The organism is Megamonas funiformis (assembly GCF_010669225.1).
Taxonomy (GTDB): Bacteria; Bacillota; Negativicutes; order Selenomonadales; family Selenomonadaceae; genus Megamonas; species Megamonas funiformis.
Window position 1 is genome coordinate 1,459,564 of the sequence record NZ_CP048627.1, and the last position, 23,265, is coordinate 1,482,828.

Sequence of the window (23,265 nt, forward strand, 5' to 3'; positions counted from 1 at the left end):
TTGACACCGGCAAGCTGTGCTTCAAATTCTATTTTCTGAGCTTCAATTTCCTGCTGTTTGCGCATTGCCGTATAAGCAAAAAGTTTATCCAAATAACTCATGTTAAAAAAATATTCTAATGTATGACCTTTGAGAAGCAAAAAAGCGGCTGTTGCCGCTTCCCAGTTCTCATCTATCAGTTTTTTATTTCTTCATGCACCTTGGCTTCAAGACTTTCATATCCAGCACATTTCATAATAGCTGTTGCAATATTACCTATTTCACCGGCTTTAAACAACTTACCGATAATATCCGTCGGCTCTATACAGTTATACGCTTTTTGTAAATCTTTATCTTTTAAATTGGGCTCAACAACATTATCTAAAATCATAAGTTCATTTACGTTATCCAATTTTAAAATATCAGCGACGAAACTTGCGTCCGGCTGTTTTACGGTAATTGTGCCTATAGATGTTTCGATATCATACAAAATTTTTTTATTGCCTTCAATTTTTTCTTTCTGTTCAATAAGTTCTTTTACACTAATAGCCATTTATATAATCTCCTTATTAAAAATAATTATGCACCGATAGTTTCAATGAAAGATGCATCTTCAGGTGTAAATCCTGCCGTAAATTCTTTTTCCACGACTTTGCCTTTTTCAAAACTCATCAAGAGCAAGTCATTAAACCAGACATTATCAATAGAACAGCGTTCTTTCTGTCCATCCACAGCATCCGGGTCATCAATCAAACCGATAAAGGTGCCGCGCGGGTCAAGCCCCTGTTTCCATGCTTCAAGATACTTATTAATATTTCTGTTCACAACGGATTTAATTGTAAAGGAAAGTTCACCGGTTAAAGATACGATTTTACTATCTTTACTGATAGAAATAAATACATCTTCACGGTCGGCGGTTACCTTTGCTTCAAACTTCTGAATTTCAAACAAAAGCTCATTGTCCCACCATACTTTTCCCCAGCTGCCGTTCCAGCGGCGGCGTCCTCTGTATTTTACAGCTTCTGCTTCTCTTCCCATTTATAACTCTCCTTTACATAGTAAAATCAATCGTCAAATCTTCCATAGCGTTAACCGGCGTAATACGGCCTGTTAAATAAACATTGGTTCCCGTATTATATTCGCGAATTTGCTGTACTGTCATTTCAGCGACATCTTCACCTTTCAATATTGCATAATTTTTCTGCTGTTCCTCATCTATATCAACAGTATTTTGCGCCGTAGGACTATTATCCAGTACATTTCCTTTTAAGCCGCTAAAATAAACCATTATAGCCGAAATAAACAGCATTTTATGATTATAATCATTTATCACTTTGCCGACATAATCCGATTTGAACGTATCACGAATATCATCCGTTATCATGTCGATGCATTCAACAATTTTTATGGAACGGAAATCCTGACCCACGTCAGTTGTAAATGTCGTAAGACTGTTGCAGGCACGGGCAATTTTAACGCCGTCGCCGTCACCTTCATCAACGAGTAACAGTTGTCCTTTATCAATTAAGCTGTCAATATCTTCATACGTTTCTACGCTTTCAACTTCAGGCAATTGATAATATGTTGCACTTCTATCCAGACTAAGTCCCGCCAAAATGCCGGCAATACGTGCCGTGTATTCCGTCGCCGTGTAAATAGTATATGGCTTAACCGTATCGTCATTTGCTACAGTACTATCTCCTACAATAGCTTCGCCGATAATTGCCGCAGGTGTTTCAGTGGCATCTTCCACGTAATCGGGATTAGGTACCTTGATATCTCCTGTACAAAAATTAATAATGCCCTTGTCATCAGCTGCCATGTTGGCAAGTACAGCTTTAAATGTTTTATATTTATTACTACGCTGCGTTTTAATCCAGCTGTCCAAATCTTCCTGTTCACTGCCGGAAGCTGTCGGTGCGCAAATATAATTCCATTTAATATTGCTAATCTGTTTAAGTACGTAAGACTGATTTACTGTCGGCTCTGCTACAGTATCATCCGGAATTGTATATACTAAAATACGTAGCGGCGTACCGAGCAGACATTTTTTAATTAAATCGACATTTTTATCCGTAAGTCCTTTATCCGGAATATCTGTGATATCGGAAATTTTATAAGATTTCATAACGTCCGTTGTTTCGTTTTTCAAAATCATGGCCACAATGCCGCGGGCAGAACGGGCAATTGCTGTTGTAGATTTTGTTTTAAAAGTTATAAGTACTTTCGGCATACCGAATATTTCTTTTTCGTTAGCCATTAAAATCATCTCCTATTTTAAATTAAGTTCTAGCGTTTGCATTAAATCATACATAATAGCAGAACTTTCTTTATCGGTTAAACAATCCGCAAAATCAAGATAAAAAACATAATGCAGAACTTCATCAACAAATCGTGTTTGACTTTCAAGAACGGTAATGCACCTATCCTTTATGTGAAATACAGGTCTGATTAAGCTGTCTAAGGTATCAGCCGTATCGTATAAAATAGACCTCTTTATCCTGCCGTATTCATCTGAAAGCAAAACCAACATTATATCAATCTGTATAGATTTATCCGTTAAAAATTCATCAACTGTTTTGCGCCGTGGCATCATTTCGACATAAAAATAAGGTTCACTCGATTTTTCTACATTATCGAAATGAACCTTATAATCGAATTTGGATTTCAAAAGAGCTGTTAGCTCCTTTTTTATATCAAGTAGTCTAATCATTTAAATATATCACCTATAATCAGTTTAGCGTCTTCCTCGAAATTATCCCTCAATTCTTCAACTCCCTGATGAAGCATATAAACGCCCTTAACAAATTTTATTTTGCCGTTTTCGTCTTTTACCCATTCGCCTTTGCGGTTTTTTACACGGTGTCCGTATTCCATATGTGCAGCATATTCCGTGTTATTATAGACTTTTATACTGCCCATATACGGGCGCGTGCGCTGCCAATTATTTTTCAAATTACCGGTATCAACAGGAGTTAAATCTTTTGTATATTTAATAAGATTTTCAGCAGATTTTTTTACAAATTCATTGCGTTTTTTCGGTATCTTTTTTACAGCATTATCAAGTTTAGCGATAAAATCGTCAATACCCTCAATTTCAACACTCATCTTGCTTCATCATTTCGCTTTACCGTTACTTCCTGATGTGATTTGTACTTAAACGATTTTACAACGTTCAATAAAAATTCCTGCCCATTGCGGGATATTTTCAAAATATCGTTAGGCAGAACATCATATTGCGGTGGCAGAAATAATTTTAAATCCGTGATAATATCCACCTGTCTGTCCGTATTCTGCACGGTAAAAGGTTTACCGCTCTGATACAATTTGCAGGGAATATCGCTGTAAATTTCCTGCACCGCATAATCATCTGCGCCTTCATCATCAATAGTATTAGTTTGACGGCAGACGGTAACATTGTCATGATACATATATTTACTAAGCAGATTGTTTAATTGTGATGGTATCGGCATGAGCAAAACCCCGCAATCTTTCGATATAAATTCAATTTTGGCTTGATACTGTCAAAATCCAAGTCATTTAAAACACCGGAAGAAATCGCCGCCGCCACATTAAATTCAAACTTAGTATCACCGGCTTCAATACTTTTAAGCTGTGCCGCTCCTTCCGCCGCCGTCTGTTCGTCGCTAATACGTTTATTTATTAAATCCACGCAGGTGAACGTTAAAGCGCGCGGAAAATCGTCCCTGTGGCAGTAATCAAGTATGTCGCTGACAAGTTTTTCAACATAAATACTAAGTACAGCCTCGTCGATTTTAGTATCGCCGCGGATTGTTTTTATTTTGGCAGTAATATCCGCTACTGCTTCGGCAGGTGTCATATTATCCCTTCTTTCTAAATTTAGGCATAAGAAAAGCACTCACATTTCTGCAAGTGCTAAAAATTATCTTTTAAAATATCATTTTTTCCCATATTTCTTTCGGTATCTGTTCTAGCGGTTTATTATTTTCTATTGCTTCTTCAAGCATTCTAGTATCCCTATTTGTCTCATTAACATCAAGTTTTGTTGGTTGGTGTATTAAAGGTTCGCTTAAAAGTACACGGTCAAGAGAATTTTCACCAAATTTTTTTAAATATTTATCATATGCCTCATCAAATCGCGCCAATGCTTTTGCATATTCCTCACCAAAGGCTTTATATTTTGTCCACATTATATCCCTCTTTATGCTTTCAATATTAATCCTATAATTAAATACAAAAATTCTATATCATCTTTTATTGTAGCATAAATAGGCTTATATTCGCCATTGATAAGTTCGACTTTTTTCAGTTGCTTCGTTGGTTCAAATACTAATTCTAACCCCACGCTTAATACTTCGGAAGCATCTGGATAGTCCTTACCGATATAAGGGCTTATAAAATCATCCGGCTTAGTTGTTTCATCCTTCTTATATCTTGAATTGAAAAGAATTTCTCTTAACAGTACAGATTTTTCATCTTTAGTACGGTCTTTTAAAAACTCTTTAGATATTCTAAGAGCATTTTTATTGAAATATTCAACATAATGACCTATTTCATGGTAAGGTGTTGTTTTGCGCATTCCGTTCATATGAATTGATACATAACCTGTTTTGTAGTCTGGAAACTTTGTAGCATAATATTTACCATTAGCCATAACAGCTCCTTCATTAAAAAATCCTCTATTGGTTATTAAAGTATACAGTTTTTTTCCGCTATCAGTTAAATAATTTACCCAGTCTTTTGGATAATAGGAAAATGCTTCACTAAGTTGTTGTTTAGTAATTTTGTTACTTCCTTTTGCCCATTGTTCCGATGAAAGTTTGCCGCCCATTTCACGGAAATTGCTGAATACTTCTTTTAAGGCTTTTTTATCGCCGATTTTATTTTTAATATCAAACTGTTCGCATACGTTTCGTCCGATATTGATAATATCATCTTTTGTACAACTTTTTATATCCGTATTTTTGATTAATTCTTTAAGTGTCGGTTTATTAGCGTTAACTGTCAGCTTTTTGTGTGCTTTTTCCCACTGACTGAATGACATGGATTTTTCAATATAGACTTTGTAGTAATCATCATAATTCATAGCGGCAGGGATGATAATTCGCTTGCCGTCTTTATTTTTCGCCGTTCGTTTGCCGCGACCTGTATCATAATCGGTTAAATTACCTGCAATCGTTGAACGGCAGTGAGGATGAAGTGGTGGCATATTGTTTCCAGCTTGTGCTTCATCTATAGGGTAAATCTTCCTATCATGGCTACGACACAATGTAGACGTTTTTTTATCAAGAGTAGCTAGAAATATAAAATATTTCATTTCTGCTTCTTTGATACTATCTAAGCTGGCTTGATTTTGTACATAATTCATTTCTGTACGTACTAATCTAGTAGCTTCATACCTACCTACATTCATACGCTCCTGCACCAAATTAGACATTTTTTGAATTGATACACCACGATGAAAGCCATCTGTAATTTCATGTTTAATTAATTTAGCTAAGTTATTGGTATTTTTCCAAATACGCTCACTATAATTTTTGCCAGACCATGAACTATTTAATACTTTACTAATTTTTTTATCGTCAACTTCTATTGCTGATGATTTAATATTAATACTTTTACCAACATCAAATAAGTTTTTATAATAATTATCTTTATAGGCATCTGTTAAAAATTCAGTAATACTTTTCTCAGTTTCAGTACCAAGCTTATAAAGATTTTTTAATGTATCGCCATATAATTTGTCTAATCTTGAAATACGCTTACGCATAACCAATGTATTCAGCTCTAATAGTAATTTATTATCTTTACTATCTGTAATAGCGTTCAAATAATCTTCCATAGACATTTGCCATTGCTTAAATTCATTACTTGTAAGCATTTTACTAGCTTCAGCATATGTTAATTTATTATCTTTAGCAAATCTACCATACAAAACAGCAATATCATCTTCAATACGTAAAAGAGCCTGCTTATAATAATTAGCAAGCTCTTTTTCAATAGTACCTTTAGACTTTTTATTCCATTCTTGTTCACGCTCTTCGGCTCGTTTTATCCAATAGCTTTCACTATCCATAATAAAATACTATCCCACTTTATGCTTAAAGGCTACCATACGAATTTGTTTTTTATCATAAACTCGTTCCCAGTTTGTAGGATTTTCAAGTTCTTTAAATGTAGGAGTTTCTACATTAGCTCGTGCTGTATTAGTCCATTTAATACCTCTAGGGTGCATAATAAAGCACTGACGATTGATAAGATAATCAATACCAGAACCCATTAATTTTTCTCGGTCAGTTTCGGTAGCAACAAAACCTTCTGGACTGCCATTACCTAATGCAATAGCTCCCTGTCCAAAAAGATAAGTTGTGTATACATCACCATCAAGAGGGCAACCATCATCTACAATTACTCTACGGTCTTGATATGTTTCAAATTCTACAGAATTACTATCTCTTTCTGTAGAAATGAGGTTTTGCTGTTTTAAATAAGATTTTGTTTTAGAGTGCATAATTACACCTGTAAGTTGGTCTTGTGCATCTCCTAAAAGTTGAAGGGCGTCAATAAAAGCAGAAGCAGAAATATTGGCAAGTTTACCAGCCTTACTAGATACATCATATACATGTTCTGCTTTCATTTTTTCAGACGAAAAAACGCCCTTAAGAATACGAAGTAATACTTTTTGTCGTTGACGTTCCCAATATTTAGCAACAAGTGTTGCAATAGCTTCCATAGGGTCTTTTCCAGATAGTTGTGCGGATAAATCTGTAGCAGCCCAAGCTTTAGCAAGACGAATAGTAGTAGATACATCTTGATTAGATGTAATTTTAGCAGGTGTTAACTTATTTCCTTCAATTACAATTTCAGCATCTCCTGTCAAATCTTCAAAAAATGGCATATGGTGGATTGGTGCCGGCTCACTTGCCAAGCGGTCAAACTCTGCATTATTACTAACAATTCCGCTTTGGTAAAGTGCAGATAATTCCATAGAACGTTGAATTACATAAGGATTAAATAGTTCTGGTACGATAATATCAGATAATGTTGTTGCCATTAATTAATACCCCCAATACTAATACCTGCTTCCTGTGCTAAAGATTTTGCAAGTGCAGGATTTTCTTTAAATAATTTACCTTGCTCTGTCAAATTAAATGTTTCTTTCTTAAATGGATTAACTGTATTCCCTCCAGCTCCACTAGCAGGGTCATAGCTCCCACCTTTTGATTTTATTTCTTTAAATAAGAAAGGCTTAGATTGTTTCAGAGGATTAATCTGTTCATCTAAGCCTGTAATGGAGCCATCATCTCCAACAATTAATTTAGTTTTATCAATCAAACCAGCTACGATATCCACATCTTGCGCTGTGCCGCTTAATTTTAGCTTTACTGCGCTGTCAATACGGAGATTTTTCAAATCCGTTTCGTACTTTGTTTTTGCGGATTTGTTATCTTCCTGCAACTGTTTAATCGTAGCTTCAAGTTTTTCCTTATCGCCAGCTGTCTTTTTCAACATTTCAAGCTGTTTGTCGCGCTCTTTAATCTGCGTTTCCAGATTGGATTTGGCTGTAGCGACTTCATCAAATTTTGCTTTTTCTACATAATTATCTTTTAAAAAGTTCTTTAAACCTTCAGTAGCTTTTTTCTTAGCTTCACCGTCAAGATTTAACGAAGCAATATATTCTTCAACATTCATTGTTTATCTCCTTTATTCTCCGGCTGTATATGTGCCCGTAATAGATGCCGTACTTTCATCATCTAAATGTGCTGTGCCGGTAATTGCTGTACCGTTAACATTAATCTCGATAGATGTAATTTTTGCACCTGTATCACCTTTAGCACCAGCTGCGCCATCCTTGCCGGCAGGGCCCTGCTCTCCTGTATCGCCTTTTTCGCCCTGCGGACCTTGAGCACCTGTATCACCTTTTTCACCCTTATCGCCTTTTGGTCCTTGTTCGCCAGTGTCGCCTTTATCTCCCTTTTCACCCTTGAGCGAATTTAAGAAGTCCGTTTCCGTTTTATCGGCATTGCCTTCCTGTTCTTTCCAAATATCAAAAGCGGATTTACCGTCAGCTCCAGCCGGACCCGGTGTCATAGCTCGATTATTGGCATCTTCAATGCCTGCTTCCATATTATTCATCAGAGTTTTTGTAATAAGTTCTCCGTCCTGCCAATCATGTTTTGTATACATAGTTTTATTCTTCCTTTCCTGTTTTGGATTTATTAACTTTTGCCTCGCCGACTACAGCTTCGGTAATATCTTCCTCTGTACTTTCGGTATATTCCGTATTGGTCTTGATACAATACTGGATAATGCGGATTATTTCATATTCATTCAAATCCGCTACTTTACTGAACGGGAAATCCTTGCCGAAAGCCGTGTAATACTCTTTCATCCATTTATACATTATTCATCACCACCTTTGCCGTTATAACCGTCATCATTATAAATATCCTGTTGTTCCTTCTGCTCTTTGGCTATCTGTTTTTCTTCCTGTTCCGGGTCATCAACAAGAGGGTGATTTTTTATAATAGTTTTATCGGATATGATGCCTTTGGATTTACTGCAAATATCTACAAGCTCACTTTCACTCCTTATAGCGTTTCTGGTCCATGTCTGGATGATATTTTTAACATCCTTATTGTGATAGCGACAGATAGCGCGAACAAGTTCACCAAAGCCTAGGCGAAATTCCGTTTCCATAAGCCCTGCTTTAAGCTCTAAAAGTGAATATAGAAACTTCATAGCTTCTCCGCTAGTACTATCAAAACTCTGCTGCTGAGGATCTATACCCTGCCCCATAGAAAAAATAGCTTTTCTTGTTATTTCTAAAAGTTCTTTTCTTGCTTCTACTGGTATTTCTATTGTTATTGTAGAAAGACCACTTTGGTCGCCAGTACCAGCACTATCAAGATTAATTGTTTTATATTTTTTTAGCTTACGCAGAAAATCAACAATACCTTTTACGCCTTCTTCACGCATTCCGCCATAATTGGTTAGTACAAAAAGAACTTGCTGAATATCTTCAAGGTCATTTACGAAACCACTATAAGTTTTATCGTAACTATCAATTAGCTTTTTTATATTATCGAGGTCCAATGTTTGCAAATTATTATTAGCAAATGGAATAAAAGGAACTACACCCATGTTGTGAGTGTAAATATTAGAATAACTATTATCATTTGCTGTGGGAATATCGTAAAAAAACATTGGATAATCCATTAAATCATTTCTTATAGAATACTCCTTACCATTACGGCGCCTAAATGCTTGACATTGTGTATCTGTCCAATATTCATATATTGTCCAGCTGATTCCATCATCATCAATATCTGTATAATATCTTAAAACTGCCAAAAGCTTTTTATTTAGTTTCTTGGACCATACTGGTATGACTTGTGTTGATGGAACAACAGCATAACAAAATCCTTTTTCATTATCGTCCCAATAATGTAACCATGCCATGCCACTATTAGAAGCATTTACACATAAATCCTTGCACTTTTTAGCATAATCATCGCCTAGTGTATCTACAATTAAAGTGTTTAAGTCATTATCTTTCGTATCAAAGATTGGTGGATAAGTGAATAGATAACTAGCTTTTTGATTTACTAATAAATTATAAAAACTGAATGGTACCCGATTATCTGCACTTCGAAGTGGATTTTTTAACTCATCAGGACAATGTTCCTTATAAAACAAAATATCATTTTCAACTTTGTAATAACGTTCAGCCACATCAGCTTTCGTAACAAAATCGCAATGACCAGCTACATAATTAGAAATTAACTTTTTGGCTACGTCTAAATCCATTTTTTCACCTCCTCACCAAAAACTTTTTTTATTTCTAACCGGCATATCGTTTATAAAAGCATATCTACAGGCATCAATCGTATGATTGTTTTTATCAGGATAAGCAGATATAAATTCACCATCCTTATTTCGCTCATATTCATAATTCACAAATTCTTTATACGTATTCGGACATTTTTGCCGGTCAATATATATGTGATTTAAGCTCTGAAGCCATTTCATTCCATAATTAACGCTATCAGGTCCTTTTTTAGCACCATAAACATTAAGACCTAAATTTCTAAGCGTTACAATGCTCTTTGGCTCCGCACTATCTGCCATAATTACGCTATACTCATATCTCATAAGCTTAGGCTTTATTTTCTTAGCTGCTAATTCATTAGTAAGTTTTATCTGATAAACTTCATCAAATAAATACAAATCATAATATTTACCATCATATGCACCTTGAACATAAGCAAATGCATCCACTGCAAAACCAAAATCAATGCCATGTCTTATAGTTTTAAAGCCATTAATCATTTCATCAGTTATAGTCTTTTCTTCTACATTTTCAAAGACATTTCCACCTGTACCAATTGCTTTACCAATGAATTCATGTAGATATTTTTTATAATTTTGTATTTTACAAGTTTCAGCTTCAATTAGAAATTGTGGACCTAACCAATTTTGCGGGACATCTAAATAACAAGAAGTATGAACAATTTTATCTGGTCTTGGGTTAGTAGCTTCATAATTCACCCAAGCATTTTTACTTTTAGGTGGATTAAATGAATAAAATACCCAAAACTTATCACCACCACGAAGAATAGATTGATTTAATGTATCTATTTCATTCATACCTGTGAACTCGTCCAATTCCTCATACCAGCAGTAAGCAAAATAGCCTTTGCGAAGTTTTACTGATTTAGATTTTTTAGGATCATCACAGCCGCGAAAAATAATACGTTGACCTGTAGGTTTATAAGTCAGTCCAAGTGGTGAAAGACTTATTTTCCAAAAGTTAGACACGTTTAATTTATCTATTGCCCATATAAGCTGTTCAAAGACACTTTCTTTTAAATAATGTCCAACTTTACGAAAAACGATTGCATTGTAATTTGAATTTTTCATCATGCCAATTATAATTTCAATGCTAATATATGATGATTTTGTACTACCTCGACCACCTCGAAGCCAATAGTGAGTATATTCGTGATTTTTCACTTGATGATGAAGCTTATAAAAGATTGGTGCTATCAAGTCATTCAAATTTATCTGCACTCGTTTTCACCTCTACATCAGGAATATTATCTATAATTGTAGCTTTTATAGGCTCATCTTCTTTTACCTTAGATATTTCTGTTTTAAGTTTTTCAATACGTAACTTTTGTTCTTCTGTTGCAAAATCCGAACGACAAAGTTCTTCATATTGCTTAATAAGGTTCATCAGTGTCCCCATAGCCCTTGATTGTGCAATTAAAAAAGAAGCCTGTTTTTCGTAGGCTTCTGTGTATTGATAAGCTATAGCTTCACCTTCTAAAGTTATTCTTTTTGTACAGTCATTAGCATCCTCTACGTACATTAATTTTTGTGAACGTATGATTGCTGCATATTTAAGACAAATATTTTCCCATAAAATATCTATTGGCGACATATTTTCAATACTGCCGACCAACTCCAGCGTTTCTTCTGGTAAATATTTTGAAAATAAACCATGTTTTACTGCATTAGTATTTTGCAATTTTCCAACACATATTTTTTTCAAATTTCGTTTTGTTTCAGTTTTATTTTTCGTATCATTTTTTTGTACCCATTTATCTCTATAAGCCCAACGTTTAACAGTACTTACAGCAATTTTATATTGCTTAGAAATCTCCTCAAAATTAGTTCCATTTTGATACGCTTTGCGTATCATTTTCTTTATTTTTTCATCATACGCCATTCCTCCCTCACCACCTAATTTTTGTATGAAACATTTTATTTTTTTAGAGAATTTTCGACACCAATATGTCTATTCCTGCAAAAAAAATAAGCCAATCCCTTAAATGGATGGCTTATTTAAAAGTAGATACACTACCAAGTAAATGTAGTATAACACATTTGTCAAAAAATAACAATTATCGAGATTCAAAATTTATTGATAAACCCGCATTTATTTGTGCTAAAGTCTTTTTATTATTAGCTTTTCGTCTACCTTTGCCGTTATTAACGCCACCTTTTATCTGTTCTCCTTCTTGTAAGCTCATTGCCTTATACATTAAATTTTGTTGTCGTTCTTTTTCCCAATGATTGGCAAAATTCATATCTTGTGGCCACAATTCAGCTCCACATTCAGGGCATTTAAAATAATCGCCTTTAGCCTGCATATGCACAGCTTTACCTTCATAAGTTAAACAAATATTACACAAAATATCCTTACACATACATTAATCCTCCAAATACTAATAGGGTAGCCAAAAGCTACCCTTTAAATTATCCAATTAAAATTAAGCTTATTCCTACAAGCACAAAAATTATACAAGTTCCTAAAATATATTTTTTATCTTGTTCACGTTCCATTTGTTTTAGTTCATATCTTGTTGGTATTCTCATAAATCAAAATCCTTTGCTTTATATGTTTTTTTATCTTTTACATCTCTAATAACTAAATTAAGCACCATATATCTTCTTCTACTAAGAAACTTTACAAATAAATTAACTACTCTTTGACAAAATCCTAATCTACCTTTATTTATTACTTTATTAGCTACTGGATCACTACAATGACCAGAATTTGTTAGGATATTTTGTTCGTATTTTTGCATTTTATCCCTTCTTTATATTTTTTATATCCATTAGCCATACATTTTTTCAAATCGGGTTTTCCTAAAATACATTGTTGTTTATGTCGCCTAAGACTGCATAAAAAGATGCCATCATCAAAATAACTATATTTACACGACATAATTATCACCCTTTCATATATTTAGCTATTTTAGCTTTTACTGCTTCCATCATTGATTGCTGACCATTTGCTTTATCTGAAAGTGCTTGCATTACTCTCTCATCTTCAGTATCTTTAGCGATTAAATGATGTATAACTACTTTTTCTTTTTGCCCTGGTCTATGCAATCGTTTATTTGCTTGTTGATATAGTTCTAAATTCCATGTAATGCTATACCAAATAACAATATTTCCGCCATGCTGTAAATTTAAACCGTGACCTGCACTAGCTGGATGAAGTAAACCCATTTCTATTTTGCCATTATTCCAATCTCGCAAATCTTGTATATTCTGTAATACTCTAGCTTTAGGAAATCTTTTTAATATCTTATCTTTATCATGCTGATACCAATAAATGACCATAAGATTTTTGCCTATGTTATCAACTTGTATTTCTTCTAAAGCATCAAGTTTATAATCATGGATATTTATAATATTTCTACCTTCATCATAAATAGCTCCGCTTGCAAATTGTAATAACTTACCTGTTAAAACGCCTGCACTACTTGCTGTAATTATTTCATCAGACATACTTAATACTAATTCTCGTTCAAATTCATAGTACTTTGACATGATGTTTTTTGGTAATTTAATAGATACCTGATTATAAATAACTGGTGGCAAATCAAGATAATCACCTGATTTTAGACTTACACAGATATCTGATATTTTGCTATATATTTCCTGTTCTGCATGCGGTAAGGTTTCATAACTAAAAACCACATGACCATTTGTTTGTGCGGGCCTAAAATAATTTTTACGATATTGTGTTATAGTCTTACCTAACCTTTTACCACCATCTAATAAATATATTTGACTCCATAAGTCCATGAGTCCATTTGGTGCTGGCGTTCCAGTTAGTTCTACTATACGTTTGATAAAAGGTCTTATTCTTTTCAATGCTCGAAATCGCTGACTACGATGATTTTTAAATGACGATGATTCATCTATCACCACCATATCAAAATCCCACTTTTTACCTAAACTATCTACTAACCAGCCGATATTTTCACGGTTGATAGTATATATATCTGCCTGCATATTTAATGCTTTTTTTCGCTGTTTTAAATCACCACAAATTACAGATACTCGCAAATCTTTTAGATGTTCCCACTGGTTTATTTCATCTTGCCATGTTACTTGTGCTACTCTTTTTGGTGCTATCACTAATACTTTATTTACTACCCAATAATCATACATAAGCTCAGATATTGCTGTTAAGGTGGATACTGTTTTTCCCATACCCATATCCAGCATTAAAGCAATAGCTTCATTATTTATTATTTTGTCTGTGGCATATTTTTGATAAACTCTTGGCTCGTATTTCAATCATAAATCACCTTCTTTGCTATACTCATTTATAAATAACTCAACATGGTCTTTACTACTTATTACCCATACGTCTACACCATGATTTATTAATTGCTTTATACGTTCCCATTGTATTTCTCTAGGGCTTTTATTTGGTGCTTTCAATTCCACGAAAACTACTTTCCCATACGGCATGATTACTATTCTATCCGGTACGCCCGCCGTCCCTGGGCTAGTAAATTTCCAAACAATACAACCCAATTTCTTCAACTTATCTGTAAAATATTTTTCAATTTGTTTTTCTAACATAACTCACTCTTTTTCTAGGTATACCAAGTATACTTTGTTCTATATAAGCTATATAAATTAAGAAAATAATGTACATATGTCTTTTATTTTCTTAATTTCGTGAATCTATTTATAAATTTGGTATACTTAGTATACAAAACCTCAGAAAACCCTATTTTATAGTATTTATTAAGCACACATACTAAATTTTCATTTCAAATGATATTTACAATTTTATTAATTCTTTTAAATCCTTTTTGTAAACCATAACGCTTTATTCTCATTGGACTTCGGGGTTGTTTCCAGCCTTCTGTTTTTCTTAATACATCATTTATTTCTGTGGCCATAGCTCTAGTTAATTTCTTCACATCACCATTTAATAGTTCTACCCAAATTTCTAAAGCACATATTCTATCACGTTTGACAAGTGGTCCATTATATTCAAATCCATCACCACGAATGAAATCTTGCTTATCACTGATACTCAACTCTGCCCAATTTTCAGGTATTTCTTTTTCAATAAATTCACGTATCATGCCAGCTAATGGGCTTTCTTCAGTATGTTGTTCTTGTACTTTTTTGGCTTCTTGCTCCATTTCTTCATCAAGATACAATTTTTCGCCACCCTCATATAGTTCTTTAGCTTCTGCCCACAACTGGTCAATAGTATCTTCGCTAATTTCAAAAGGATTTAATCTTCGTTTATTCTTATCTACCATTATTGGCCACCAACGACGACCACCAGTTTGATCACGAATAAAATCATTATTATTTGTAGAAGCTATAAATATACACTGTCTAGGAAAACGTTCTGTACGTCTACCATACGCAGGTCGAAAACTATCTTCACGCTTAGTAATAAAATGCTTTATTTGTTCAACTTCAGCTTTACGAACTGCCGATAATTCCGCAAGTTCAATAACCCAAAATCCTTGAATCTGTTCCATACCTTCTTTACCAATAACTGTACTCATACTGTCAGAACTCCATTTTTTGCCAATACGACCAATAATATAAGATTTACCTATACCTTGACCGCCAACTAACGTTACTACATAATCAAATTTCGTTCCTGGATTAAACACCCTAGCCACACCTGCACAAAACATCTTTCTAGTCATTGCACGATTAAGCTTTGTATCTTCGGCTCCTAAATAATCTATGAATAAAGTCTCTACTCGATGCTTACCGTCCCATTTAATACTTTTTAAATATTTTTTTACTGGATTAAAACTATGTCTATGAATAGTTTCTAATATAGCATCAGCGATTATATCCTTACCTTTTATGCCATATACATCAGATATATAATTTCGCAGAGCACTATCATCAGCGTCAATCCAATCACTAACATTATTATCTTTACGCCATACTAATTTATCTAAAACAACCATTCTATGAGCAAACTCATCTAAAGCAAATTTACCTTTTAAATTAGGATCATTTTCTAATATTAATTTCACATTATGAGGCGTATTTTCATATCCGCCCCAACGATTTATATTCATCTCAGCAGTCCATTTAGTATCGATATCTGTTAGAACTTCGAATTCACTATATACATCAGCCGTTTTTTCTTTACCGATGGTTTCTTTTACTACTTCATCAGATACAGCCAAATCTTGCATAGCTTTATAACTTGGCAATCTTCCCGTTGGAGTACCTTCTGATACTTCATCATCTAACTGTCTAAATTTATGCAGTCTTACCATATCAAAAGCATTTAATAATTTTCCACAAGCAGGGTCGGTACTATGATGACTGTAGATAAAACAATTATTATAAACAATAGCACCAGCTGATGTACTTCCCTCAGCATAGGTATATCTATCATCAGTACCACATGGTACATATATATCAGATAAATATTTTTCTATAGCTTCTTGGATAGTATATGAGCGACAAAAAGCACCAATGATTCCTTTTTTACTAAGTGGATCTTCCTGTTTATCTACCGTTTTTTTGATATCTACTTGAACTCTACTACTCACGGGCCAAAAACTTTGGTCTTGCCAATTATCATATCGATTTAAATATTCATCAGCATCTACCCAAACCCCATCATTGTATTTAAAAATAAATTCACCATCTTGACTAGTACTAGGAAAATACATCAATCTATGCGGTTGATATGTGGTATCATCAAATAAATCAATATCGATATCATTTGCTATCATACGACTTATTGCTTGATATTCATCTGGATTCACAGGACGATTTATCGGTATGACTAATCTATACCTAGGTTTATTTTTACTATGCTTATGCGTACTATAAATACAACAAGCTACATTACCTATCGTAAAAAATAAATTATCCCAAAAATCATTAGTGGCAAAATCAGCGTCCAGTGTTATAACTGAACGCCATTGTACATTTTCAGCGACTCGCCTACCTTCTTTTAATGCCCCACCTACAAAACCGCCAACATCTTTAATATCATCTTGCTTTGACTTAGCAAATGATTTATATTCAGCAACGGTCTCCCCTGTTCTTCTAGTTTTTGACAATTTAAAAAGAAGTGTGGACCATGATAACTGTTTATTTTTCCATTTCTTTGATTTTCTACTACTAGCTACAGCAATAGATACTTCTCCGTCATATTTTAACTTAGACAAATTGTCTATGTTCAAAGCGGTATTTTGCATTATTAATTCACGTCCTTACACCGCCTCTCTTTGCGGTAAAATTTGTTTTTCAGGTTTAAATATATCGCTGCAATTATCATAATTAATATTAGCTTTATCAGCCCATTTAATAATCTCATCATTTATTTGCTTATTATTATGAGCTGGTTTATTAGCAAATAATTTTGCTTGTATTAGCTTATTATTTTGCACCTCGATACAAGCTTTTAACTTACCTTTATCATCAGACATTAAAACTATATTTGATTTACCTGTATAAACAGCATCAACATAATTACCCACACAATTTCTAAAAATTTTGCCTATATTGCGAAGCACATCTGAATTCTCAGGTAAATAAAATTTAATACTATCAAACTGCATAGCTAATCTTCTACAGATTGGGTCATTGATATTAAAAGCTCTAAATGGATGTTCCTGTTTATAAATAGCTGTTACTAAATAATCATGTAAATTAGCAGGAGCCGGTTTTTCTTGCCAAAGTGTAGCTTTATCTTTCAATTTAAATATCATATAAATAGCGTCTTCACATGAAATTTTATCTTGAGAATTATGCCACCAACGCATTAATGCATTGATATATTCTATTCCCCAGTTATAAGAAATTAGTGCTAATTGATTTAATAATGTGCGAATATCTCGTCGCCATAAAAAATCAAATTCCAAACAATTATTAATATTATTGAAGGTATCTATATTACCTTGAGCTATAGTATAAATTTGTTTATGACGTAATAATAAAAATGGTTTATCTTTTACTAATCGTCTAATCGCAGGCTTATTTGGTAAATTTGCTATTTCTAATAATCCTGATATTGTATCTTTTGCCTTACTTATGATTTTCAAACGCTCATCTGATAAATATGCATCATCTAAATCATAAAAATTTCTATCAGCACTACCATAATAAAATGGATATTTACGATATATATAGTTATAATCAGTAAGCGATAAATTATTTAAATCTGTAAAAACTAATCTATAAGCTATATTCAATATAGGTTTTATAAAATAACTGCCTTTGTTTTCATGACATACGTACATCGATTTTATTTTAAATTTAAATTTAGATTCTAGCTTTTTGGATAATCTCTCACGAAGAATTTTCAATATCTTTTTGAAATCTACAGCATATATACTTGTAAAATATCTGTGATTTAAAAATTTTAAATTAGTATCTCTGCTAAAACTTGTATCCAGGATATTACATAAGTTATAATTAATAATAAGTTTATGATTTATATATCTTTTATAAATTGCAGTCCTTTGGGCTACATTAAAAGATATAGTCTCTTTATATAGTCTGTGGTGAAACATATAGTCACTGTCTTCATCGCAGACTATTTCTTTACCCGATAAAGTCAAACGTAAACTATCTTTATATTCATCAAGACTAATCCTCATGCTGAGCGGGGAATAATCCCCGTCAGCCATAAAACTAAAATCATTTTTTTGCGTAGCTTCCGTAAAACGTGAACCACATTTAGGGCAATATATAATCTGATCATTTGGTCGCACACCATAATAATTTCCTACACCATCCCATAAGGATTTAAAACTATGACCACAACTAGAACAATGATACATATTCGTAAACTTATTACCATTATTTAAGCTTTTTAAGCCACCTTCATAAAGATAAAATAATTTCGGCATATATAAGTCATATATTCTCAAATTAATCACCTCAATCCCAGATATCATCATCGTCTTCTTCAGTTATTGGTTCAGGTTCGGTCTTTTTTATAACTTCTTTTTTATCTTCAGATTTAATTTCTTTAGCAGCAGCTTTTATTTTATCGGCTTCTTTTTTAGCTTCAGCTTTTTGCTTTTCATCATACATATCACACATTTTTATAGTTTCTTCACAAGCTTTATACATACGTTCCAAATAATCTAAGCTATTAGAAAAATTCTCATCGTTTTCTTTAATTTCTAATTCAGTACGCAATTTTTTTATTTCATCAAGTTCCTCAATTTGTTTTTCCATAAATTTTTTTAATTGTAATGTATTTATTTTTTTATCAGCCATTTTATTACTCCTTTAATTAACATCAACATATAATGTACGGAATCAATCTTTCTTATAATACTTGGTTATATAACCATCAGCATTTAAAATTAACTCCGGCGCCCAATCAATAGCAGTTCCCATTATTTTATTAGCAAGTTCTAAGGATTTATCTATACCAGCAGCAACACAATCAAGAATAACTTCATCATGTACATGCATAACAATCTTAAAACCTGCCTGTTCTAATCTAATCATAGCGACTGCTAAACAATCTCTAGCAATTGCTTGTACTATATTTTCAGTAAGTTTTCCACCATAAGTTTCTAACCTTTCCCATGTACGAGATACCTGATTTGTACCTTCATATGTGATTTTGTTATTCTCAACACGAGGTCTAATATATGTTAATTCTCGCCCTGAAGGTAAACATATACGAAGCATACCCGCTTTATAATAAAAAGCCATATTATGATGAATTTTCACTTTTGTTTTTTCATTTATAGCCTGTTTAGCTGCTTTATCCACAATAGACCATAAACGAACAATATTTGGACTAGCTTTTCTCCATTTAGTTACAATATCGATTAATTCTTCATCAGTAAGCCCCATTTTATCAGCACCCATAGCTTTTAAAGCTCCTATACTGCCCTGATAGCCTAAAGCAAGTTCAGCTATTTTCCCCTTTTGTCTAAGTTCACCATTAATACCATGTTTTACCACTGGTACGTGAAACATCTGACTAGCCGATGCACAATAAATATCACCGCCATCAGCAAATACTTTCATACGCCAATTTTCTCCACTAAGCCAGGCAATAACTCTAGCCTCAATAGCTGAAAAATCAGCTACTACAAATTTATTCGATTTAGTCGGTATGAAAGCAGTTCTTATTAATTGAGATAATACATTTGGAACATTCTCATAGAAAATTTCAAATGTTTCGGCGTCATCATGTTTTAATAATTCTCTAGCATCGTCCAAATCACTCATAGAATTACGAGGTAAATTTTGAACCTGTACTAATCTACCTGCCCAACGTCCAGTACGATTAGCACCATAAAACTGAAGTAATCCTCGAATTCGTCCATCAGCACATTGAGCATTCTGCATAGCTACATATTTTTTTATTGAAGTCTTAGATAGCAACATTTTTAGCTTTAACATATCTTTGACTTCTTTATTTTTTACTATTTTTAAGAGTTCCAATACCGTAGTTTTTGTGATTTTAGAGGGAAAAAATCCTTCCTTTTCCAGTATCCAATGCTTTAGTTGTTCTGTAGAATTGGGGTTATCTAGATTAGATATATCTTTAGCTTCTGCTGAAATTCTATTTCTAAAATCAGTATCAACTTCTACAGCTTTATCAGCTAATTGTCTATCTAATCCAATACCTCTATCATTTATTTGTTGGTCTAATACCCATAAATTTTGTTCAAAATCTGTAGGTTTGAATTTAATCATTTTCTTACGTAAATAGCGTTCAACCTCTACATCACGTTTATTATATTCTTTGAATAAATTCCAATTTTGTATATCATGCTTTGGTAAATTTCTTGTTCTGCCACCATTAGTATTAGTCGGCTTACAAGGCTTCGAAAATTCCATTATTAATTTTCGTCCAATATTCATTTTGGCTTTATCTTCAGCTAATCTAAAAATTCGACAATCCTCAGCAAGAGAACCATACAATCCTAAATTCAAAGATAACACCATAGTACATTGCCATTGTGCCGGGTCTAAAAAATAATTATCATCATAAAAACTATTAATTGTTTCGCCACCAAATAAATAATGACTTAATAACACTCTCTCAAATTGAGCATTATATGCTGTTTTTAAAACCGCAGGGTCGATTAAATCTCTTAAAACCTGTTCAGGAATATCTTCACCTTGAGCTAAATCTATAACATTAACCATTTCATCATCATATGCATAGCCAAATAATAATATTTCTGCTTCTTCAGCATATTTGTAGACCCCAACTTTTTTTAAGTCAAGGTCACAATATGTTTCTAAATCAATAGATAATGTTCTCATAAAATACCTCCTAATAAGGCTTTATTCAAACATATCCTCATCTTCGTCATCAGTATTTGCAAATTCTGTTTCAAATTCGTCACCATCTAATACTTCAAAATCATCTTCTGGATTAGACGCACCGCCTAATGGCTCACCATCTTTTACTTTTTGGATATTACCTAATCCAGCAGCAATACCTGAACCTGCATCTGTTTTATAAGCATAAAATGTTACTGATACATTAGCATAACAACCACTATATACAGCAGAACGGTCAAGAATAGGTTTTATTTTTCTATCTACAATCTTAGGTGCAGTGTTGGAATTTGCGTTTATAAAGTAGCATCCTTCATATGCATCATCATCAAAACGGTCAGTATCTCCATCACGAAGAGGTACTTTTAAATTAGGTGGAATTTTTCCATTTTTATTTGCCAATTTAGCTTTACCAGCATTTTTAGCAGCTTCTATCGCTTTTTTTATTTCAGCTATTTGCTTTTTATCAGTTTTAGGAATAATAAGTGATGCGCCATATTTTAAATCCCCATTTGGATTTTCCTTTGGCTCCCAAATATTAGCATAAGAAAGTCTTACATTTTTTAAAGTTAACTTTGTATCATTCATATTTATAATCTCCTTTAATCAAGTATTTCAAAATCATTTTCAGGGCTATTGTATTCAGGTCGTGGGTCATCAATGCCAACAAGTGTAGGCTTACCAGCTATTTTAGTGATTAAATCATCAAGTAAAACACTAAATGTTTTTTTACCCAATACTTTAGTCAATTCAGTTATAGACTTTAATTCAGGCTCTTTCATAAAATCAGATGAATCAATATTCGCTTTTTGTAATCTACTAATTACAGCATCAATATCACTATATTTTCGAGAACTTTTACCTTCTACTAATTTATAGCCTGGCCATGTCCTACCTTGTAGTGCTTCAGATAACGCATAATCTTTTATTTGTTTGGCATAATGAATAAGAGGTTCTATCCTATTCAATGCATCAGCCATTTCTTCATCAGACATAAATTCAGGATCAATAAAATCATACTTTGCTACACTTAAGCAATATTCAGAGTATTTTTTACAACGCAATGAAGCCCTACAGAATAAACACCACTTACCAGCATTGAATTCTCCTATGCCATCATAGGCAAGTTCAGCAGTTGGTTTTACAATATTTTCTCCCCATTTAATTAAATCTTTTACTGATTTTTCTTGACTAGATATCCCACCATTACGTGGCTGAAATATAGTCATTTGGATAGTATCAAAATCATACATAAAACCAAAATTACTGATTATACCTAAGGCATACATCTGCATTTGTGTATTATCGACAGCGCTGACAGCTACACCTTTACCATATTTTAAATCTACTATTTCTACATATTTATCAGTAATAATCACTAAATCTCCTGTACCGAATCCCTCTTTTGCCCATTCGCTATAATCAATTTTTTCTTCTATTGCTATATAAGCTGTTTTATCTATACTCAATGCTGTATTAATTTTCTCAATACACATCTCTACATATTCAAATACATAATCTAACATTGCTTTATTGTAGAGTTCTTGATTTTTAAATTGTTTTGGTAAAGCAATATTCGTATGACTATGTTTTAAATAATACTTCAAATAAAATTCTCCAATAGCATGAGCTAATGTTCCTTCACGAGCAGCTGCTGTTTCTTTATCGGGATATGTTTCCTCTAATCGGGCGCTAGGTGGACAAGATAGCCACCTTTTACTACCCGATGCACTCAATAAGGCATGTGCTGGCTCGGTCATTCTCCGAGAACTTCCTTTCTAAATTCATCTATTCTATCAATAGGAATATCACTTAATTTTTTTAATTCCCATTTGTGTAAAATATCTTTCATTCTCCCCATCAATGTATCATCTAATTTTTTGGCTTCCATTAAATCTTTTTTTAAGTTATCTCTCAATTCTTCCTCACTTAATTGAGGTTTAGTGCTATCTTCTTTTACTTCTTCATCAGCTGGAGTCTCATTTTTTACTTCACTTTTCTTTGCCTTTTGTCTAGTAACTTTTTTTACTGGTTTTTCAACAATTTCTTCTTTTTCTTCAGCTATAGCATTAACTACTATATTTTTTGTATTTGCTTCTAAAGCTTTCGCTAATGCTCCTATGGCTTGTGCTAATTGTTCAGTTCCTTCAATTGTTACTTTTACATTTAATTCCATGATATTAACTCCTTTTATAAATTAACTTTTTATGGTAG

The 23,265-nt window shown here is 33.2% G+C and carries 27 protein-coding genes; all 27 read right to left on the minus strand.

Annotated features, from left to right (window positions below; all coding sequences use genetic code 11):
* Window positions 1–175: 175 nt before the first annotated feature.
* The 27 genes from GXM21_RS07370 to GXM21_RS07500 all read right to left on the minus strand — a co-directional run bounded on the left by GXM21_RS07370 (window position 176) and on the right by GXM21_RS07500 (window position 23,227).
* Window positions 176–532, minus strand: coding sequence for a phage tail assembly chaperone (locus GXM21_RS07370; RefSeq protein WP_008537652.1), 357 nt, complete (start codon window positions 530–532; stop codon window positions 176–178).
* Window positions 533–558: 26 nt separating this feature from the next.
* On the minus strand, window positions 559–1,017 hold the full coding sequence (locus tag GXM21_RS07375; protein ID WP_008537651.1) for a phage tail tube protein: 459 nt from the start codon (window positions 1,015–1,017) through the stop codon (window positions 559–561).
* A gap of 13 nt (window positions 1,018–1,030) precedes the next feature.
* Window positions 1,031–2,239 (minus strand): phage tail sheath C-terminal domain-containing protein, encoded by a 1,209-nt coding sequence (locus GXM21_RS07380; protein WP_008537650.1) that lies wholly within the window; start codon window positions 2,237–2,239, stop codon window positions 1,031–1,033.
* 12 nt (window positions 2,240–2,251) lie between these two features.
* Window positions 2,252–2,692: a phage tail terminator family protein gene (locus GXM21_RS07385; RefSeq protein ID WP_039881311.1), complete on the minus strand. Its 441-nt coding sequence runs from the start codon at window positions 2,690–2,692 to the stop codon at window positions 2,252–2,254.
* Window positions 2,689–3,087, minus strand: coding sequence for an HK97 gp10 family phage protein (locus tag GXM21_RS07390; RefSeq protein WP_008537648.1), 399 nt, complete (start codon window positions 3,085–3,087; stop codon window positions 2,689–2,691). The genes GXM21_RS07385 and GXM21_RS07390 overlap by 4 nt, the downstream gene beginning before the upstream one ends.
* Window positions 3,084–3,452 (minus strand): hypothetical protein, encoded by a 369-nt coding sequence (locus tag GXM21_RS07395; protein WP_039881310.1) that lies wholly within the window; start codon window positions 3,450–3,452, stop codon window positions 3,084–3,086. The genes GXM21_RS07390 and GXM21_RS07395 overlap by 4 nt, the downstream gene beginning before the upstream one ends.
* Window positions 3,431–3,820 (minus strand): head-tail connector protein, encoded by a 390-nt coding sequence (locus GXM21_RS07400; protein WP_008537647.1) that lies wholly within the window; start codon window positions 3,818–3,820, stop codon window positions 3,431–3,433. The genes GXM21_RS07395 and GXM21_RS07400 overlap by 22 nt, the downstream gene beginning before the upstream one ends.
* Before the next feature lie 70 nt (window positions 3,821–3,890).
* Complete coding sequence (locus GXM21_RS07405; protein WP_008537645.1) at window positions 3,891–4,151, minus strand: hypothetical protein; 261 nt, start codon at window positions 4,149–4,151, stop codon at window positions 3,891–3,893.
* Between the two features lie 11 nt (window positions 4,152–4,162).
* Window positions 4,163–6,037, minus strand: a complete 1,875-nt coding sequence (locus GXM21_RS07410) for a minor capsid protein (protein WP_008537644.1) — start codon at window positions 6,035–6,037, stop codon at window positions 4,163–4,165.
* Between the two features lie 9 nt (window positions 6,038–6,046).
* Complete coding sequence (locus GXM21_RS07415) at window positions 6,047–7,015, minus strand: major capsid protein (RefSeq protein ID WP_008537643.1); 969 nt, start codon at window positions 7,013–7,015, stop codon at window positions 6,047–6,049.
* A complete protein-coding gene (locus tag GXM21_RS07420) occupies window positions 7,015–7,653 on the minus strand; it encodes a phage scaffolding protein (protein ID WP_008537642.1) in 639 nt (212 codons plus the stop codon). The genes GXM21_RS07415 and GXM21_RS07420 overlap by 1 nt, the downstream gene beginning before the upstream one ends.
* Window positions 7,654–7,665: 12 nt before the next feature.
* A complete protein-coding gene (locus GXM21_RS13130) occupies window positions 7,666–8,148 on the minus strand; it encodes a collagen-like protein (RefSeq protein WP_008537641.1) in 483 nt (160 codons plus the stop codon).
* A 4-nt stretch (window positions 8,149–8,152) separates the two neighbouring features.
* On the minus strand, window positions 8,153–8,365 hold the full coding sequence (locus GXM21_RS07430; protein WP_008537640.1) for a hypothetical protein: 213 nt from the start codon (window positions 8,363–8,365) through the stop codon (window positions 8,153–8,155).
* Window positions 8,365–9,771, minus strand: coding sequence for a phage portal protein (locus tag GXM21_RS07435; RefSeq protein ID WP_008537639.1), 1,407 nt, complete (start codon window positions 9,769–9,771; stop codon window positions 8,365–8,367). The genes GXM21_RS07430 and GXM21_RS07435 overlap by 1 nt, the downstream gene beginning before the upstream one ends.
* 12 nt (window positions 9,772–9,783) lie before the next feature.
* Entirely contained in the window at window positions 9,784–11,034 is a 1,251-nt protein-coding gene (locus tag GXM21_RS07440; RefSeq protein WP_008537637.1) for a PBSX family phage terminase large subunit, read from the minus strand.
* The gene (terS, locus tag GXM21_RS07445) at window positions 11,015–11,695 is read right to left on the minus strand and encodes a phage terminase small subunit (protein WP_008537636.1); all 681 of its coding nucleotides are present in this window, start codon (window positions 11,693–11,695) and stop codon (window positions 11,015–11,017) included. Before terS ends, GXM21_RS07440 begins: the two co-directional genes overlap by 20 nt.
* A gap of 175 nt (window positions 11,696–11,870) precedes the next feature.
* Window positions 11,871–12,176: an RlpA-like double-psi beta-barrel domain-containing protein gene (locus GXM21_RS07450; RefSeq protein WP_008537635.1), complete on the minus strand. Its 306-nt coding sequence runs from the start codon at window positions 12,174–12,176 to the stop codon at window positions 11,871–11,873.
* Window positions 12,177–12,341: 165 nt separating this feature from the next.
* Window positions 12,342–12,557, minus strand: coding sequence for a hypothetical protein (locus tag GXM21_RS07455; protein ID WP_008537633.1), 216 nt, complete (start codon window positions 12,555–12,557; stop codon window positions 12,342–12,344).
* A 145-nt stretch (window positions 12,558–12,702) separates the two neighbouring features.
* Window positions 12,703–14,064 (minus strand): SNF2-related protein, encoded by a 1,362-nt coding sequence (locus GXM21_RS07460; RefSeq protein ID WP_008537632.1) that lies wholly within the window; start codon window positions 14,062–14,064, stop codon window positions 12,703–12,705.
* A complete protein-coding gene (locus GXM21_RS07465; RefSeq protein WP_008537631.1) occupies window positions 14,065–14,355 on the minus strand; it encodes a VRR-NUC domain-containing protein in 291 nt (96 codons plus the stop codon).
* Window positions 14,356–14,549: 194 nt separating this feature from the next.
* Window positions 14,550–16,982, minus strand: coding sequence for a virulence-associated E family protein (locus GXM21_RS07470; protein WP_008537630.1), 2,433 nt, complete (start codon window positions 16,980–16,982; stop codon window positions 14,550–14,552).
* A 15-nt stretch (window positions 16,983–16,997) separates the two neighbouring features.
* Entirely contained in the window at window positions 16,998–18,659 is a 1,662-nt protein-coding gene (locus GXM21_RS07475) for a PcfJ domain-containing protein (protein WP_008537629.1), read from the minus strand.
* Between the two features lie 10 nt (window positions 18,660–18,669).
* Entirely contained in the window at window positions 18,670–19,014 is a 345-nt protein-coding gene (locus GXM21_RS07480) for a hypothetical protein (protein WP_008537628.1), read from the minus strand.
* A 42-nt stretch (window positions 19,015–19,056) separates the two neighbouring features.
* The gene (locus GXM21_RS07485; protein ID WP_008537626.1) at window positions 19,057–21,033 is read right to left on the minus strand and encodes a DNA polymerase; all 1,977 of its coding nucleotides are present in this window, start codon (window positions 21,031–21,033) and stop codon (window positions 19,057–19,059) included.
* Window positions 21,034–21,054: 21 nt separating this feature from the next.
* Window positions 21,055–21,639 carry a DUF2815 family protein gene (locus GXM21_RS07490; protein ID WP_008537625.1) on the minus strand — a complete coding sequence of 195 codons (585 nt, stop codon included), beginning with the start codon at window positions 21,637–21,639 and terminating at the stop codon, window positions 21,055–21,057.
* 14 nt (window positions 21,640–21,653) lie between these two features.
* Window positions 21,654–22,811, minus strand: coding sequence for a DUF2800 domain-containing protein (locus GXM21_RS07495; protein ID WP_008537624.1), 1,158 nt, complete (start codon window positions 22,809–22,811; stop codon window positions 21,654–21,656).
* Window positions 22,808–23,227, minus strand: a complete 420-nt coding sequence (locus GXM21_RS07500) for a hypothetical protein (RefSeq protein WP_008537623.1) — start codon at window positions 23,225–23,227, stop codon at window positions 22,808–22,810. The genes GXM21_RS07495 and GXM21_RS07500 overlap by 4 nt, the downstream gene beginning before the upstream one ends.
* Window positions 23,228–23,265 lie beyond the last annotated feature (38 nt).